This window comes from Bacteroides sp. AF39-16AC, assembly GCF_003602735.1.
Taxonomy (GTDB): Bacteria; Bacteroidota; Bacteroidia; order Bacteroidales; family Bacteroidaceae; genus Bacteroides; species Bacteroides uniformis.
Genome location: NZ_QTLN01000003.1, coordinates 184,144 through 202,229, shown reverse-complemented (window position 1 = coordinate 202,229; position 18,086 = coordinate 184,144). Strand labels below are relative to the sequence as shown.

Annotated in this window: 10 protein-coding genes; 9 read left to right on the top strand and 1 reads right to left on the bottom strand. The window is 45.6% G+C overall.

Features of this window, described 5'->3' with window-relative positions; translation table 11 throughout:
- Positions 1-5 precede the first annotated feature (5 nt).
- From lepB (DW039_RS04645) to DW039_RS04635, 3 genes are all read left to right on the top strand, one after another.
- Positions 6-1,499 carry a signal peptidase I gene (gene lepB, locus DW039_RS04645; RefSeq protein WP_057281868.1) on the top strand — a complete coding sequence of 498 codons (1,494 nt, stop codon included), beginning with the start codon at positions 6-8 and terminating at the stop codon, positions 1,497-1,499.
- The gene (lepB, locus tag DW039_RS04640; RefSeq protein WP_005833856.1) at positions 1,496-2,431 is read left to right on the top strand and encodes a signal peptidase I; all 936 of its coding nucleotides are present in this window, start codon (positions 1,496-1,498) and stop codon (positions 2,429-2,431) included. Before lepB (DW039_RS04645) ends, lepB (DW039_RS04640) begins: the two co-directional genes overlap by 4 nt.
- Positions 2,432-2,520: 89 nt before the next feature.
- The gene (locus DW039_RS04635) at positions 2,521-3,141 is read left to right on the top strand and encodes a WbqC family protein (RefSeq protein WP_005833857.1); all 621 of its coding nucleotides are present in this window, start codon (positions 2,521-2,523) and stop codon (positions 3,139-3,141) included.
- Between the two features lie 431 nt (positions 3,142-3,572).
- Here DW039_RS04635 and DW039_RS04630 read toward each other — a convergent pair whose 3' ends face one another.
- The gene (locus DW039_RS04630) at positions 3,573-6,458 is read right to left on the bottom strand and encodes a transcriptional regulator (RefSeq protein ID WP_120381745.1); all 2,886 of its coding nucleotides are present in this window, start codon (positions 6,456-6,458) and stop codon (positions 3,573-3,575) included.
- 285 nt (positions 6,459-6,743) lie between these two features.
- Here DW039_RS04630 and DW039_RS04625 point away from each other — a divergent pair, with 285 nt between their 5' ends.
- The 6 genes from DW039_RS04625 (at position 6,744) to DW039_RS04600 (ending at position 18,068) form a co-directional block, all read left to right on the top strand.
- The gene (locus tag DW039_RS04625; RefSeq protein WP_016272112.1) at positions 6,744-8,555 is read left to right on the top strand and encodes a glycoside hydrolase family 2 protein; all 1,812 of its coding nucleotides are present in this window, start codon (positions 6,744-6,746) and stop codon (positions 8,553-8,555) included.
- 183 nt (positions 8,556-8,738) lie between these two features.
- Positions 8,739-11,777, top strand: coding sequence for a TonB-dependent receptor (locus DW039_RS04620; protein WP_016272113.1), 3,039 nt, complete (start codon positions 8,739-8,741; stop codon positions 11,775-11,777).
- 23 nt (positions 11,778-11,800) lie between these two features.
- On the top strand, positions 11,801-13,555 hold the full coding sequence (locus tag DW039_RS04615) for a RagB/SusD family nutrient uptake outer membrane protein (protein WP_005833865.1): 1,755 nt from the start codon (positions 11,801-11,803) through the stop codon (positions 13,553-13,555).
- Positions 13,556-13,594: 39 nt separating this feature from the next.
- The gene (locus tag DW039_RS04610; RefSeq protein WP_005833867.1) at positions 13,595-13,987 is read left to right on the top strand and encodes a hypothetical protein; all 393 of its coding nucleotides are present in this window, start codon (positions 13,595-13,597) and stop codon (positions 13,985-13,987) included.
- Positions 13,988-14,024: 37 nt separating this feature from the next.
- Positions 14,025-15,074: a DUF4466 family protein gene (locus DW039_RS04605; protein WP_009037427.1), complete on the top strand. Its 1,050-nt coding sequence runs from the start codon at positions 14,025-14,027 to the stop codon at positions 15,072-15,074.
- Between the two features lie 18 nt (positions 15,075-15,092).
- Positions 15,093-18,068, top strand: coding sequence for a glycosyl hydrolase family 28-related protein (locus DW039_RS04600; RefSeq protein ID WP_120381744.1), 2,976 nt, complete (start codon positions 15,093-15,095; stop codon positions 18,066-18,068).
- Positions 18,069-18,086 lie beyond the last annotated feature (18 nt).

Here is an 18,086-nt window from a genome sequence, read left to right as displayed (position 1 = left end):
ACATCATGAGAAAAGCAACACGCACCCAATGGATTAAATTCAGTATAGTCACCCTGCTCTACCTTGCCTTTCTGGTTTGGGTAAAAAGCTGGCTGGGACTGATTGTACTACCCTTCATTTTTGACATCTACATCAGTAAGAAGATACCCTGGGGGTTCTGGAAGAAATCGGAGAATCCTGCCGTACGCAGCATCATGAGTTGGGTGGATGCCATCGTATTTGCGCTGGTAGCCGTCTACTTCGTAAATATCTATGTGTTCCAGAATTACCAGATACCGTCTTCCTCACTGGAGAAATCCTTGTTGGTAGGCGATTTCCTTTATGTCAGCAAGATGAGCTATGGCCCGCGCGTACCGAATACGCCGCTTTCCATGCCGCTGGCACAACATACACTACCGGTATTCAACACCAAGTCGTACATCGAATGGCCTCAATGGGAATACAAACGTGTGCCGGGCTTCGGCAAAGTGAAACTGAACGATATTGTGGTGTTCAACTTCCCGGCAGGCGACACGGTAGCCACCAACTTCCAGCAGACAGACTTCTATACCCTTGCTTACGAAGAAGGAAAACGCGTGTATCCCAACAAAGTGAATATGGACAGTTTGACACGCAAACAACAACGTACCGTCTATGATTTGTACTACAATGCCGGACGTAATCTTATCCGTTCCAATCCTAGAATGTACGGTGACATTGTCATACGCCCCGTTGACCGTCGTGAAAACTATGTAAAACGTTGCGTAGGCCTGCCCGGCGATACGTTGCAAATCAAGAAAGGACAGGTATACATCGACGGCAAGGCCATCGAGAACCCTGCAGAAATGCAGTTCAACTACTTTGTACAGACTACAGGTCCTTATATCACCGATGATATGTTCCGTGAACTGGGCATCAGCAAAGAGGACCAGACACTGATGACCGACGGCCTGGGCTGGGAAGAGAATCTGATTGAGATGGGACTGGACCGCCGGGATGCCCAAGGAAGACTGGCGCCGGTCTATCATCTTCCGCTTACCAAAAAGATGTACGAGACCCTTTCGGGCAACAAGAAACTCATCAGTAATATTATCATCGAACCGGGAGAGTTCTCGGGACAGATGTATCCGCTGAACCTTTACACCAAATGGGACCGCAATAACTACGGTCCAATCTGGATTCCCGCCAAAGGTGCCACCATCAAGCTGACCGAGGATAACCTGCCCATCTACGAACGCTGCATCGTTGCCTATGAAGGCAACAAACTGGAAGTCAAGGAAGACGGCATCTACATCAACGGTGAAAAGACCGACTCCTATACCTTCAATATGGACTACTACTGGATGATGGGCGACAACCGCGACAAGTCCGCCGACTCCCGTTACTGGGGCTTTGTGCCGGAAGACCATGTCGTAGGAAAGCCTATCGTAGTATGGTTGTCACTGGACAAAGACCGAGGCTGGTTTGACGGTAAGATACGCTGGAACCGGATATTCAAGTGGGTGGACGGCATTAAATGAAAAAAGGATGGAAGATAGCAATTACAATAGTTGGAGTGGCACTCGTCGTGGTGCTGCTTCGGGGTTGTGTGGCAACTTCCTATCTTATCCCCTCTTCCGGCATGGAAAATTCACTGTACCAAGGTGAGCGTATTCTTGTGGACAAGTGGAGCTATGGCCTGCGACTACCTTTCATGAAGTTATGGGGGTATCATCGTTGGGCAGACAGTCCCGTACCTAAAGAGGATATTCTAGTATTCAACAATCCTGCCAATCTTTCAGAACCTACGATTGACCGGCGGGAGGTCTTTATCAGCCGTTGCATCGGTACTCCCGGAGATACCTTGTTGATAGATTCACTCTTTTCTGTGATTCCTTCCGAGAAGAATGCACCCGACCAGAAGTTCCTTTATTCCTATCCCAGGCAACGGGAACGGCAGCTGGATTCATTACTGTCCATCCTTTCCATCGCTCCCAACAAACTATTGGGGCAGGATTCAACAAAGAATATACGCAGTTTCAGCCGTTATGAACACTACTTGCTGGAACAAGCCATGAACGGAAAGTGCTGGATAGAACCTATTGTCAAGGAAGATTCTATGGAGATGCTGAAACCTCTGATAATCCCCAGCAAAGGCAAAGCCGTGCGCGTATATCCGTGGAACAAGACTTTGTTGCGAAATACCCTGGTACTTCACGAAAAGAAACAAGCCGAAATCAAAAACGACACCCTTTATGTGGAAGGCAAACCCGTGCAACACTGCCATTTTACCAAAGACTACTACTGGGTAAGTGCCAACAATACCATCAATCTTTCGGACTCCCGTCTTTTCGGTTTCGTCCCCGAAGACCACATCATAGGCAAGGCATCTATCATCTGGTTCTCCAAAGAAAAGGGAACAGGACCTTTCAGCGGTTACCGATGGGGCAGGATATGGAAAAGAGTGGAATGACAAACAAATGAAAGAATAAAAATGAAAATACAAACAATGAACAGTAGCTTCAATCGTAAATCGCAAATCATCTAATCGTAAATATACTGATGAAAACAGTTTTTCTTTCTTCCGCCTATTTGGCTCCCATAGAATATTATACCAAATTGCTGGCATACGATAAAGTATTCATCGAACAGCATGACCACTATATGAAGCAGACTTACCGCAACCGCTGCACCATTGCCGCACCGGACGGCGAGTTGGCACTTTCCATCCCTACCGTAAAGCCGGATAGCCTAAAATGCCCGATGCGCGATATCCGTATCTCCGACCACGGTAACTGGCGGCATCTGCACTGGAATGCGCTTGAATCTGCCTACAACCACACTCCTTTCTTTGAATATTATAAAGACGACTTCCGCCCTTTCTATGAAAAGAAGTATGAGTTTTTAGTCGATTTCAACGAAGAACTTTGCCATCTTATCTGTTCTCTGATAGACATACAGCCCGATATGGCACGCACCACCGAATACCGGACTGAATTCACTCCGAATGAAGCGGATTTCCGCGAACGCATCCATCCGAAGAAAGACTTCCGACTGAAAGACCCGGAGTTCTCTCCCAAACCCTATTACCAGGTCTTTCAGGAGAAGCACGGCTTTCTGCCTAACCTGAGCATTGTAGATTTGCTGTTCAATATGGGGCCGGAGAGTTTGTTGATGTTGTAGGTTACTTATGGGAATTAGGGAGTTCATTTCTAAACGGGTTTGAGATAAATGTTAGTATCACGAGGGGACAAGTTGACAAGGCAACAAGCGCCTTGCGGTATATCATTTACTTCATTTCTGCCCCGTTATGAACCGGGAAAAGAGCCGAATAGCAATCTGCATTATTTACAAACAACACAGATTCAAGAAACAGTAGCATACTGAACCTAATTCAGTCGTATAGTGAATAGGGCTCAGTCGTATAGTGAATGCAGCACACCAGAATAATGCTGATAATCAAGAAGTTGCAAAAACACAGTCAGAACCTTGATAAATTACAACAAATTATCAAAATATCATTGTGCTCATTTCGTAGCGGGATTGAACACAGAGGTACGAAGTATCCACCTCCCCTTTAGGGGATTCGGGGAGTATTCAACCCCTGCTTCGCATCACTTATTGAACCTCTGCAAGAACTCCGCCAGGTTCTCCCCTTCTTCCAGGCCCAGCTTTTTCCGAAGGCGATAACGGCTGATTTCCACTCCGCGCAGAGAGATGTTCAGCAAGGGAGCTATCTCTTTGGAGAGCAGGTTCATCTTGATATATGCACAGAGCAGTTTATCCTTGTTGTTCAATTCGGGATATGCCTCTTCGAGTTTTCTGAAGAAGTCGTGGTAGACAGAGTCAAAGGTGCTTTGGAAAGCCTGCAAGTCGTCATCGTGCTCAATATTCGTTTCAATCTGTCCCAGTAGCCGAAGTGTTTTACGCCGGAGGGAAACCAAGTTTTCTTCACTGATGGAATGGGAAATGCCTAATACTTCTTTCTTGATACCCATCAGCATCTCATTCTTGCGCACAATATTCAAGGTAGTACGGATTAGTTCTTCTGATTTATGGCTTAACTCCGCCTGCAAGTTCTCCTCTTTCAGTGAGTCAATCTTCTGGTCTTTCAATTCACTCTCTTTCTTGAATTCTTGTTTCTGCCTGTAGAGCTCCAGCTCTTTTTGCATCAACAGATGCTTCCGGCTGACAGCTATGCGATAGGCTATATAATATAGTAGTAAACCCACAGTGACTGCATATATCAGGTAGCTCCACCAGGTGCGATACCAAGGAGGCAAGATTTCAAATGAGAACGAAGTCATTACCAACTCCTGGTCTTTATCGGTCATCAATTTTACGCTAAACACATACTTACCTTCATGCAGACCCGTAAATTCTTTAATAGTATTCTCACTGTACTCGCTCCATTCTCCCCTTTCGCTCCCCTCGCTCAAGCGATAGGAAAAAAGAGCCGATTGGGATGCATCGTTACTGTTCACATTATACTCTATGCGGAGGGAGTTGTGTTTATAGGGAATAGTGACAAGAGAATCTGTGTAATGATAGCTACGCCCGTAAATCAATGAGTCGCGTCGTCCTGTGAGATATACACGGCGTATCTGTAGAGATAGCTTTTCCTTACCCACAGTCGTCGATGAAAAGCGTACCAGGGAAAAACCTTCTTCCGTTCCCACCACAGCTTGCCCGTCATATACATTTACATGCTCATAGTTCTCTATCAAAGAGCCCTTCAAGAATGTGTCATGAGGCAATTTTGAATAGGTATTCTTCACAGCATCGTAGCGCAACAACTTGAGAGCTTCACCTGAAACGTACCATATATTATGGGCCATATCCATGGTGAGATAACTGTAAGCGGCTTTCCCGTCCAACATATTTTCCAACTCATGATATTCTTCCAGACTATCCGTGGCTTGATTGTAGCGCCATAACCCGTAATGTGACACTGCAACTGTTTCACTGTTTACCTGCGTCAGAAATATATCATAACCGGAAGGGAAAGCGCTATGGTTATACTTTTTCAAACTTACCACTTCCTGCAAATCATCCGACAGAATCAAGCGGCAGACACCTCTGTCCTTATTTGTCACCCATAACGCATTACCCGAGCTTTCAGCCATTAGGCTTTTTGCAGCATAAGTGAAATTCTTAAGCCGGAAAGCAGGCTGCCAACGCCCGGCCACTTTTTTCAGTAAATGCAACCCACTATATTTACCATAAGTACCCGCAATCAGCACATCCGGGTGACCGTTCAAAGGGACAAGGCTCCTGACACCTTTTATACCATCCAAATGCTCCATCTTATCGCCGTCTATCACAAAGACACCGTTGTCCGAAGCACAGAACAGCTTACCGTCATAGTTTAGGAAAGACCACATCTGTCCACCGGTTCCGGGAACAAAAGTCATCGGTATCTCTTTGTTCAGTTCTGTGGATGGTAGTGTTGTATAAAGGCCCTGATTGGAAGCCAGATACAACTTACCCTGATAAACGATAGAAGAATATCCGGACCCAATGACCGGTTTATTACCATATAGAGAAGAAACGGGCGAACTCAAATGTACACAGTCAATGCCATTATCCAGCCCCAACCAAAGGTTGTTCAGCGCATCGAAAGACATACTGAGCACTGTTTTGTTCTGCAATCCACTATTAATGGAAATCACATTCATTTCATCCTTTTCCAAATCAAGCAAACAAACCCCATCCTGCACAGAGCCAAGTGCCAGCAAAGACTGGTTAAGAGCAGCACAAAACACACGATTGTGCTGCATAAAGCTATCTGCAACACTATTGAACTTCTGCACCGTCTCGCCATCATAGATAAAAAGGCCGTTGTAACGGGTGGCTATCAGAATCTTGCCACTATAGGGTAATAGTCCCGATACCCTGCCCAGCATCTCCGAACCCGGCACCAAACTGAACTTCTTTCCATCCATCACCAGAACTCCCTCGGCCGCACCGATATAGAACTTATTATATAAAATGGCCGAAGTATAAATCTCACCCGGATACTCCAAGTATTCCAACTTATTATTTTCCCAGTAGAACAAACTACGGTCTGATTGGAAATAGATTCTCTCTTTATCCTGCAATATGTTCCATATCACGCCAACTATTGAATTCGGGGGCAAATTATCCGAAAGGCATGTATAGTCCAATCCGCCCAGCCTGTTTGGAGTGAAATAACCGAACCGCCCGATTCCACCGATATAAATCCGTCCGTCATTCCCTATTCTCATGGCCCGCGCCTTTGCATTACGTATAGGGTAAAGATTCCAGCTTGCACCGTCAAATTCGAGTAAACCGTTACTATTGGCCACATACATCCAACCGTTATCGTGTTGCTGTAACATCCAGTTTTGATTACCTGCCTTATAAGTATGGCGGGTATAGTTCGTTACCGGACGTTGCCATCCTGCATTCAACTGCACCGACAGCAATAACAAAAGGGTAAGTATAAAATAGGACTTGCTTTTCATAGCGGTCAACATTTGCGTTTATGAAGCAAAGATAACTCCTTTACTCTAAAGTAGTATTCCACCACATCATCTTTAACAGATTTATTCAGAAGAAGCATACTTGAAAGAAAACGTACTTATAACCAACACCTTACAACATTCGTGAGAAAGTAATGATGTAGTCAAAACCGGCATTTGATGTAATTATGATGTAGCCGACTTCGGAATACGAATGCCTCATACCTGTATATTTGCCATCACTCTACAGAAGAATGCATGGAAATCGTTCTTCTTAATTTTAAATCAAAATATAGTAGTATGAAAACACTCTTGAAGAACAGTCTGACTTTTCTTTTGATGCTGATGCCGGTATTGGCTTTCGCCCAGCAAGCACCTCAGATAATGAATGTCAGCGCACGCCAGACGACATCCCTCGACGGGCAGTGGAAAACAATTGTAGATCCTTTTGAAAACGGCTACTACGATTACCGTCTGAAACCCTATGACGGAGGTTATGCCCAGGACAAGACTTATTCCGACAAGACCAAGTTGCAGGAATACGACTTTGAAACGGATAAACTGCTGTTTGTTCCCGGAGACTGGAACACACAGCGTCCGCAATTGTATTATTATGAAGGAACCGTATGGTACCGCAAACATTTTGAATACTCCTTGCAGCCGGGCAAGCGCCTTTTCCTGAACTTCGGAGCTGTTAATTACGAGGCTATCGTGTGGCTGAACGGCAAACGTCTGGGAAGGCACATCGGCGGGTTTACTCCTTTCAACTTTGAAATTACCAACCTCCTGAAAGAAGGCACGAACAGCCTCGTGGTCAAGGTGGACAACAAACGCCTGCCCGAAGCTGTGCCCACGGTCAATGCAGATTGGTGGAACTTCGGTGGAATAACCCGTCCCGTCACTCTGATAGAAATGCCTGCAACCTATATACGCGACTATTACGTACAGTTGGCAAAGGATGACAAGAACATGATTGAGGGCTGGGTGCAACTGGAAGGTTCTGACAAGGAACAGAAGATAACACTGGATATTCCCGAACTGAAAGTAAAGAAAGAAGTCACGACCGATGCCAACGGGTATGCTTCATTCCTAATAAAAAGCAAACCTATACTCTGGACCCCGGAGAATCCGAAATTATATGCCGTGAACCTGGCTTCCGAAACGGATAAGGTTTCTGATGAGATAGGTTTCCGCACGATTCGCACGGAGGGCATCAAGATATTGCTGAATGACAAGGAAATCTTCTGCAGGGGTATCAGCATCCACGAAGAAACTCCCTATTACAGTGGTCGTGCTTACTCAAAAGACCATGCCCACACATTGCTGAGTTGGGCAAAGGAACTGGGATGCAACTTTGTTCGCCTGGCCCATTATCCCCATAATGAAGAGATGGTGCGCGAGGCCGAACGTATGGGCTTCCTTGTATGGTCCGAAATTCCCGTGTATTGGACGATTCACTGGGAGAACAAGGATACTTACCAAAATGCGGAGCAACAATTGTGCGACATGATTGCCCGCGACAAGAACCGTTGTAACATCATCATCTGGTCTATTGCCAACGAAACTCCGCACAGCGAGACGCGTCTCACGTTCCTCTCTAATCTGGCAAACAAAGCAAGAAGCCTCGATAGCGTCCGCCTGATTGGCGCAGCTATGGAGAAGGAAGAAGTACAGCCGGGTGTTCTGACGGTAAACGACCCGTTGGGAGAGCTATTGGATATCATCAGCTTCAACGAGTATGTGGGCTGGTACGATGGCGACTCTGAGAAATGTGACCGCGTGAACTGGACATTCGATACTCAGAAACCGGTATTCATCAGTGAACTCGGAGGCGGTGCTTTGTACGGGCGCCACGGCTCACCCAAAGAACGCTTCACGGAGGAGTATCAGGAAGATTTGTATATCCGCCACGTGAACATGTTAAAACGTATTCCGGGACTTGCCGGCACTACTCCGTGGATATTGAAAGATTTCCGCTCACCGCGCCGCCATGTACCCGAGATTCAGGACGACTTCAACCGTAAAGGACTGGTTTCTGATAAAGGACAGAAAAAGAAAGCATTCTTTGTTTTGCAGAAATGGTATAAAGAATTAACCGAAGCATATAAATAGCTCACAACAAGACCTCATTAATAACTTTAAAAAAGAAAGGACGCCTATGAAGTAACACCTATGAGAATACACTTTCTTTATAGGAAGCAGCTCAACTGTTTTCTGTAGAGAGAAAGAAGATGAAGGTTATCATCTTCATATGAAAATTAACCTTTAATTTATTCATTCAAAATTAAGTCTAATATGAAACATTTTTTGGTATTCCTATTACTCTTTATTGGTATCGGAAGTGTCACGGCACAAAATGCCAGAATTACCGGTACAGTAAAAGATAACACAGGAGAGGCGGTTATCGGTGCTAATATAAAAGTAAAAGACAGCACCGGCGGCACAATCACAGACATCGACGGACATTTTAACATTGAAGCCTCATCTAATGCAACTCTTGTAGTATCTTTCATCGGATACATTACTCAAGAAGTACCCTTGAAAGGTAGAACCAATGTAGTAGTAACCCTCTCGGAAGACTCTCAAACACTGGATGAGGTCGTTGTAGTGGGTTATGGAACTCAGAAGAAAGTAAACCTGACCGGTTCTGTTGCAGCAGTAAAAGTCGATGAAAAGATTGCCAGCCGTTCCATCACAAACGTATCTTCCAGTCTCTCGGGTTTGGTGCCGGGATTGGTAGTGAGCCAAACAACCGGTTTTGCAGGTGGAGACGGTGCTTCGCTGAAAGTACGCGGTTTGGGTTCCATCAACAATTCTGACCCATTGATTGTAGTGGACGGGATGCCGGATGTAGATATCAATCGTATTAATATGAACGATATTGAAAGCATCTCAGTCTTAAAAGATGCAGCTTCGTCAGCCGTTTACGGTTCGCGTGCAGCCAACGGTGTTATCTTGATTACCACCAAAGGCGGTTCTAAAGAAGCCAAATCCAAAGTGACTTATAATGGTTCTTATGCCTTATCAAGCCCCGTAGAGTTTTACGACTATTTAGCCGACTATAGCCGTGCACTGACCATGCAGATGCGCTCTGCTGCCACAGGTAACAAATCGACCAGTTTCCAGCAGGGTACGGTAGAGCAATGGATGGCCATGGGCTTGGTAGATCCTATTCTTTTTCCGAACACCGACCAATATGACGAAATGTTCCGTACCGGTGCCATCATGAACCATACGGTTTCAGCCTCCGGGGGCAACGATAAGATAAATTTCTATACTTCACTCGGCATCATGGACCAGGAAGGTCTGCAAATCCATAATGACTACAGCCGTTATAACATGCGTTTGAACGTGGATTATAAGGTTCGTGATAACGTAAAAATAGGTATCAGAACAGATGGTAGCTGGTCAGAGCGCCAGACACCTCGCGGCGCAGGTTTGGAAACTGCAGGTTTAAAATATGTCATCTCCGGTATTTTGAACAAGCATCCTGAAACAGGTGAATACGGCGGTGCCATGGCTTATGGAGAATCTGCTTCTGCCGGTAATGCTGTTGCCGAATACGAAGCTTATCGCACAAATACTTCCCGCAAAGAATTTAATGGAAACGCTTACTTGGAATGGGAACCGCTTAAGGATTTGAAGTTGAACGTCAGTTACGCTTTGCGCTATTATAACCAGTTCAGCAAAAGCATCCAGAATGTGGTGAACCAGATGAACTTCCAGACCAACAGTATAGCCCGCACCATGCCGGATACAGGTGATATCATCAGCAATTCCAATAACGAAGGTCATAAGACTTTGTTCCAAGGACGTATCACTTATGAAAAGGAAATCTTCAAAGGGCATCATATTTCCGCCATGTTCAATGCAGCCGAAGAATACTGGTTCCAACGCAACATGGGTGCAGGACGTAAGAACCGTTTGCACAACAGCCTTGAAGAACTGGATGCAGCTTCCAAGGAAGTACAGACCAACGACGGTAAATCCGAATCCGAAGGTTTGCGTTCTTTCATAGGGCGCGTCAACTATACATTATTTGATAAATACTTGTTTGAATTCAACTTCCGTTCCGACGGTTCTTCCCGCTTTGCCAAAGGACACCAATGGGGTTTCTTCCCATCAGCTGCTGTAGGCTGGCGTGTTTCGGAAGAAGCCTTCTTCGCCCCGTTGAAGAAAGCAATCAGTAATGCCAAGTTCCGTGCTTCTTACGGTTCTCTGGGTAATAACTCCGGAGTAGGACGTTACGAACAGAAAGAGACAATGGGAACTACCAATTATATTGTTGGAAACAACGGTCTTGCAACCGGATTCAGCGCCAATAAGATGATTAACCAAGACCTGTCCTGGGAGGAAACCCGTGTCATCAATATAGGTTTGGACTTAGGGTTCTTCAACAACCGGCTGACTGCCGAACTCGACTGGTACGACCGTTTCACCACCGGTATGATTCGTGGTTCCAGCATATCTTCGTTATTAACCGGTTATTCGGCACCGAATATCAATGTGGCCGACCTGCGTAACCGCGGTGTTGAAGTGAATCTGAACTGGCAGTCCAGTATTCGCAAATTCGAATACAGCGTCAATGTAAACGCTTCTTATAACGTAAATAAGCTGGAGAAATGGGGTGACTATCTGAACCGTGGGTGGATTATGCTCGACATGCCTTACCACTTCCTCTATATATATGAAGCTTATCCGGGTTTGGTGCAAAGCTGGAATCAACTCTACAATGCACCCTATCAAGGAGATGCCTACAACGCACCGGGTGACATTATCCTCAAAGACTTGAATGGTGACGGTAAAATCAGTGACCTTGATAAGAAAGCATACACCGACAAATACCGCGATACCCCGATGGGACAATTCGGTATTACTTTGACCGGAGCCTACCAGGGTTTTGATATCCAGGCTTTGTTCCAGGGTAACTACGGGCGTTCCGATGTATGGTTGGATGATTTGAACAATACCAAGATACCGGATAACCGTTATGCATTCCAGCAATTCCATTGGAGTGATTCTTGGTCGTTAGACAATCGTGGTGCCTCCCTACCCCGTCTGCTGAATGGTAGCGGTGGTAACAAGAACCGTGAAGAAAGTACGTATTGGGCTTATAATACCAACTATTTCCGTTTGAAGAACTTACAGGTTGGTTATACCGTTCCCGAACGTTATATGCAGAGAATCGGTTTCAACCGTGCACGTATCTACTTATCCGGTGAGAACCTCTTTACTTTAACTCCCTGGAAAGGTATCGACCCTGAAAAGCCTCATGGGAACGACCTATACCCATTGGTTAAAACCTACTCAATCGGTTTGAATATAGAATTCTGATAACTCAACAAATAAGAAAGAATATGAAATATATTAAGTATATAGCATTAGCCGGACTGGTCGGTTTAACATCTTCTTGTATAGATGACCTGCTGAACCGTCCTGCTACAACAGAAGTATCTTCGGACCTCTTTTGGACAAGTACAGATGATGCCTTGTCCTCTACCTACGGTGTTTACAACGCAGTGCGGACTTTGTTTGCAACTGATTACTACTACGACGGGCATGGCGAATTCCAAAATACTCGCGGTAAGAGTATCGGTGATATTTCTTCATGGGGACCCGGAACGCCGGGCAGCGGATTTTCCAGTATGTGGAACAATGCATACCGGGTTATCAACCGTGCCAACTACACCATTCAGTATGTAGAGCAAATGATTCAAGCAGAACAGAATGCCGCAACCAAAGCATCTTTGGAGGCTATCAATGCCGAGAATTACTTCCTGCGTGCATTGGCCTATTTCCGTTTGGTTCAAAACTGGGGTGATGTTCCTTACTATCGCCACGTACTCAGCGGCAATGATGAAGCATGCTCATTGGTACGCACCCCTATTGCTACCATCATTCCTGAACTAATCACCGATTTACAGAATGCATCCGAAAAGCTTCCCGTAAGCTATGGTGATAAGTACGGACGTGCCACGCAAGTTGCCGCACTGGGCTTTAAAGCAAAAATAGAATTGTACTATGCTTGTTGGAACAAGAACGGATGGCCCGAACTGGAAGGCTTCGAGCCGAGCAGCAGTGTAGCCCAAACCTATTATGCCGCCGCTGCTTCAGACTTCAGCAAAGTAATCAACAATTATGGCCTGACAATCTTTGGTGATGGTAATCCCGGCACTGAAGACAAACCCAACTATAGAGAGCTGTTCCAATATTATAATGAAAATTGTTCGGAAATCATCTTCTCCATTACTTATGGCGGTCCTTCTCTCGGCCAGGGTGAAAGTTTGTTGCGCGACTTCGGTACCCGTACCACCGGTAATGCACAATGCTGGATTATGCCTACTGTCCGCTTGGCAAACCGTTACCAATCAACTGTCACCGGTGATTTCTGTGATGAGCTTATCTTGTCTAAAGATGCTGCACTCCCTAATGGAGCACGTAACCGTGCCAGCTATGAGAATCGTGACTGGCGTATGAAATCGACCATCATGTGGGATGGTGAGTCTTACAAGAAAATTACAACGGACGGCCTGACAATGGGTGACGAATATACCTGGATGTTCGGTGAAAGAAATGAGGCCAACGGTTTCATCAATAATGATGCCAGCAATCAAACCGGTTATATCTTCCGTAAATGGATACGCCAGGAAGCCGGTTGGGAGCGTACAGATGGTCCGCAGGATTTCTATCTGATGCGTTTGGCCGATGTGTATCTGATGTATGCCGAAGCTGTCAACGAAACGTCCGGTCCTACCAGCGAATGTGTAGCCTTGCTGAATAAGATTCGCAGCCGTGGCAACCTGCCGGCTTTAACACCCGACAAGTATGCCAATTCCGAAGCATTCTTCAATGCCATTGAGCAAGAACGTATTGTGGAACTGGCCACTGAAGGTATGCGTCCATTCGATATTCGCCGCTGGAGAAAAATCCATGACATATGGGGAGAGGCAAACAGTGACGGTTTAACCTTGTATGATACAAATGGCACACGCATACGTGATGAATTCAAGAATGCACCCGAACTCAATTTCCAAAAGAATTATATCTACCAGATTCCAGAAAACGAAAGAAACCGCAATCCGAATCTGACTCAGAATACTCCGTGGAGATAAGCAATTACCATAAAGTTCATTAAATACAAAAAGAATCGTATGAAAAACCTATATAAAATATTGACTCTTGTCATAGTATGTCTTTTGTCCCAATCATGCAATGATTATCCGGTAGATGATAATGGTTTGCTGGTTACTGACAGTGAAGAATGTTACATCTCTTCCCTCATATTGAGAGGACCGGATGATAGGGACGTATTGATAAGCGGTGTTACCATCGATGACGAAAACAACACCATTACGGGGATAGCTAAATTTGGTACCAACATCAAGAAACTGAAGCCAGAATGTGGTACTGCCAAAGATTGTATCGTAACTCCGACTATGGGAGTGTGGACTGATTTCAGCCAACCCCGCCAGTACACTGTAATTTCCGGTAATCGTCAAGTGAAAAAGACCTATACGGTCACTATCACTTTGCAAGGAGAATAATCAATCAGTATAAACTTCTAAGAAACAGAATATTGTTATGAAACTATTGAAATATGCAATGCTGCCCTTCATCGCTCTCTCTTGCTTCGCATGTAGCGATGACGATGAATCTGCCATTAAAAATGACATGATAAAGAAGACGGTTTCTCCTGCCATAGCCGGAGAAAAAATAGAGTTTGCCTATGCCATGGGAACCACTAATGGAAGAATAAATAAGGCTGAAGCAGTTGCCTCCATTACCGGAGCAACCGGTACGGGATTTGAGCTGCACTCCTGGTTCACAGCACAGACCGGAATGGATGTTAACGGTGTACATTATGGTGCCGGTGAAGATGTGCCTATCCAAACCGTTAAAGACGCATCTACCGACGGTAGCATTTCTACAGCCAACCTGATGGAGAAAGTCGATGCGCATTACATCAACCCGACCATTGCCATTGGAACCACCCAGACAGACCTCATTGCCGCCACACTACGCTATAACTTCGTAGTGCCCGAAGATGCAAAAGGCAAAACATTCAGCATTACCTTTACTGCCGTTTCCAGTACAGGCGACCGAGTGTCTTACAAAACCCCTAATTACAAAATCTCCAAGATGGACATGAAACGTCTTATCGAATTGGAGAACGAAGGTGCCTGCTACTTCTCTATCGAAGACATGAAGGCTTATACCAAAGAGGAAGTAAACGCTCTGAACTTGTCCGGCAAGATTGATTTCATCTATAACTACCAGGCCAAACTGAATGATTTTGACTATGCACACTCTTTCGTATCTCCTGCAACGGACCCGAAATTCATCGCCATCAGTGGTATTGTCCCCTCGGGTGCCACCAACAGCACCCCCATGGAACAACGTGCCAATGTGCATGATGCCCAGTTGAAAGGAAGCAATCCGGCTGTTTACGTGGACGATATAGACTTCGAGACGCTGGATTTAGGCGGAGCCATGAACTATGTACTGAACCTGAAAAAGGACGATAGTGCATTTATGAAGACTGCCGACGGTAAATGGGCTGCATACATCTACGTGAACAGCGTTGACGGTAGCGGTAAGATGACAGTAAGTATCAAACGTTATCCTTTGTAATCTAACCCCTTACACAACATGAACCGAATAAAAACATTGACTCTTCTTCTCATGATTATCCTCTCAGTAGGAATATCTGCTCAAAATCCCCGGTCGGCCTTTACCGACCGACCGGTGGATGAGGCAGCTATATATTTCACTCCCGAGAATTTTAAAGTGAAGACTGACGGGCGTATGGATGTTTCCGAAGCCTTGCAAGAAGCATTGAACCGAACCAAACAGAAAGAAAATGGTTGCGGTATCCTCTTTATCCCCGAAGGAGTGTATAAACTCAGCAAGACGATTTACATCCCCTCAGGTGTTCGTATCATTGGTTATGGTGGCAAACGCCCGGTTTTTGTCCTTGCCAAGCAAGCACCCGGTTTTCAGGAAGTTACCCGGGAAACAGCAAAAGGGAAATACCTTTTTTGGTTTATCGGCGGCGGCTACCGCCCGGGAGGCCGTATAGGCGATGCCAATGCAGGGACTTTTTATAGTTCAATGATGAACGTAGATATTCGCATTGAAGGCGGAAATCCCAATGCCTCTGCCATTCGCGCACATTTTGCACAGCACTGCTCTATTTCCAATGTAACCATTCATGTGGGAAAAGGCCGTGCGGGTATTGTCGATGCCGGAAACCATTTGGAGAATATAGCCATTTACGGAGGAGAGTATGGAATTGACACAGACAAGTCAGCTCCCGGATGGCCTATTATGCTACTTAACTCCTATTTTGAAGGACAACGTAAGAGTGCCATCCTTACTAATGAAGGAGGATTGACCATCGTTCGTATGCGGGCAAAGAATGTACCCGTAGCCGTAGAGATTAAAGAGAATGCTCCCGACAGGCTATTTATGGAAGATTGCATTTTCGAGAATGTACACCGCACCGGGGTTATTCTGACAGATGCAGGAAATGCAGCAACACAAATCAACCTTAGAAATATTCAATGTAAAAACGTTCCTATGTTTGCGTTGGAGCGCTTTACAAACCAACAAATACCCGGTAAAGAAAAAACATACCGGGTAACCCGTTTCACTTTCGGTTTTAATGCCGACAGTCTGGAAGACACTCCTCAAATAGTGCGCCGGACAGAAACAGAACCTATTAAGAGCATTACTCCTTTGGATACCGGTGACACCCCGATGCTTCCTGCTACGGAACAATGGATAAACATCCGCAACTTGGGTGCCAAAGGAGACGGTTTCAGTGATGATACACACATTTTCCAGGAAGCAGTACAAAAGTATGCCAATATCTATATTCCCCAAGGATGGTACGTTGTAAAAGAGCCGTTGACTCTGAAACAAAACACGAATCTGATAGGCCTGCACCCCGGCACTACTATCCTATTAAGCTTGGGCGGCAATCCCGCATTCAGCGGCTTCGGTGCCCCGCAAGCACAGTTGACTACTCCCCAAGGTGGAAAGAACATCGTATGCGGTATCTTCCTGAATGCCGATGCCTACAATTACCGGGCTGTCAATTGCAAATGGATGGCAGGCGAAGGCTCTTATATGTATGATGTCAAATTCAGCGGGCACGATAAAGCCCGTTTCTTCCACAACGGACAAAGTGCTGCCAACCCTTTGGAGAAACCTATGTCCATCACTCCGGAAACTCACGACCTCATTACCCGTGCTTGGGACAACCAGCATTGGAGCCTATGGATTACAAACGGAGGAGGAGGCTCATTCCGGGATATATGGACAGCCAACGAATATAGTTCGGCAGGACTGTACATCAGTCATACAGATACCCCGGGACGTATTTACGGAATGTCTTTAGAGCATCATTTACGCAATGAAGCCATCTTCCGCAATGTTGCCAACTGGAAAATCTACGACTTCCAGTTTGAAGTGGAAGCAGAAGGCATCGATACGCAACCTTTGGACCTGATAGACTGCAAGAACCTGACTTTTGCCAATTTCTATTCCTATCGCGTATCGCGCATGTTGAAATCCTATCCGTCGGCTATACGCACCTGGAATTGCAAGGATATTGAGTTTCTGAATGTTCACAACTATGCACATGCCCGCGTAAAGTTCACTTCCAATGCGAGCCTTTACGATGTCAATACCCACCGGGAAGCACGCCGTTGGGAACTGGCACGCCTTTCATTGACCGGCAAGGAAAGCCGTAAATACCCATTGAGCCAGGAAAAAGGAAAAGCCGAACTTGTAGTCACCGGATTTGAGTTCATTGACGGACTGGCACAAGACAGCCGGGGAAATATATATTTCTGCGAGCATCGCATGCGCCGCATCTATAAATTGGATGCCCGAAGCGGGCAGGTAACTTCTATTGCCGATTTCCCCTGGAACGCAGTAGCACTGGCATGCGATACACAAGACAACTTGATTGTCGTTACCAAATACATCTCCCAACCCGGCTATAATAATGACGATACCCGTAACGGCAACCGTCCTCTATTCGGCTGGAAAGGTTCGGGAGGGCTGTGGGGCTTCAATTATGTTCCTAAGCTTTACGCAATACGTCCCGATAATCCGGATGAAAGTTTCCAAGTTTTACCGTTAGTGGATATGAAGCAATTTGCTGCACCGCAACAAATTTATTATCCGGGTAATAGAACCATCACTCAAAGCGAGTATTACAACGGAAGAAAGCCGGAACAATGTTTTGTTGCTCCCGACGGTGTAACCATCATTCCGAATTACGAAGATTTATTCCGTTGTTCATCTCTGGTTAAGGCAGTACCGGGCAAAACAGTCTATACATTGGATGAATATCACCAACGCGTAATCCATGCGGATGTAGATGCCCAAGGCTTCTTGCAAAACTGTCGCATATTTGCCGACGGAGGCGACCGGAGCGTAGTTACGGACTCTAAAGGCAACGTATATGTAGCCAACGGAGACATTTCCATATTCTCCCCGTCAGGTGAATCCATAGGTACGTTAGAGGTGCCGGAACGTCCCACGTCTCTACTGATATCAGGAAACAAGCTCTATATCACAGCTCTTTCTTCGCTCTATCAAATAGAGCTTTAACAATAGGATTATCATAAT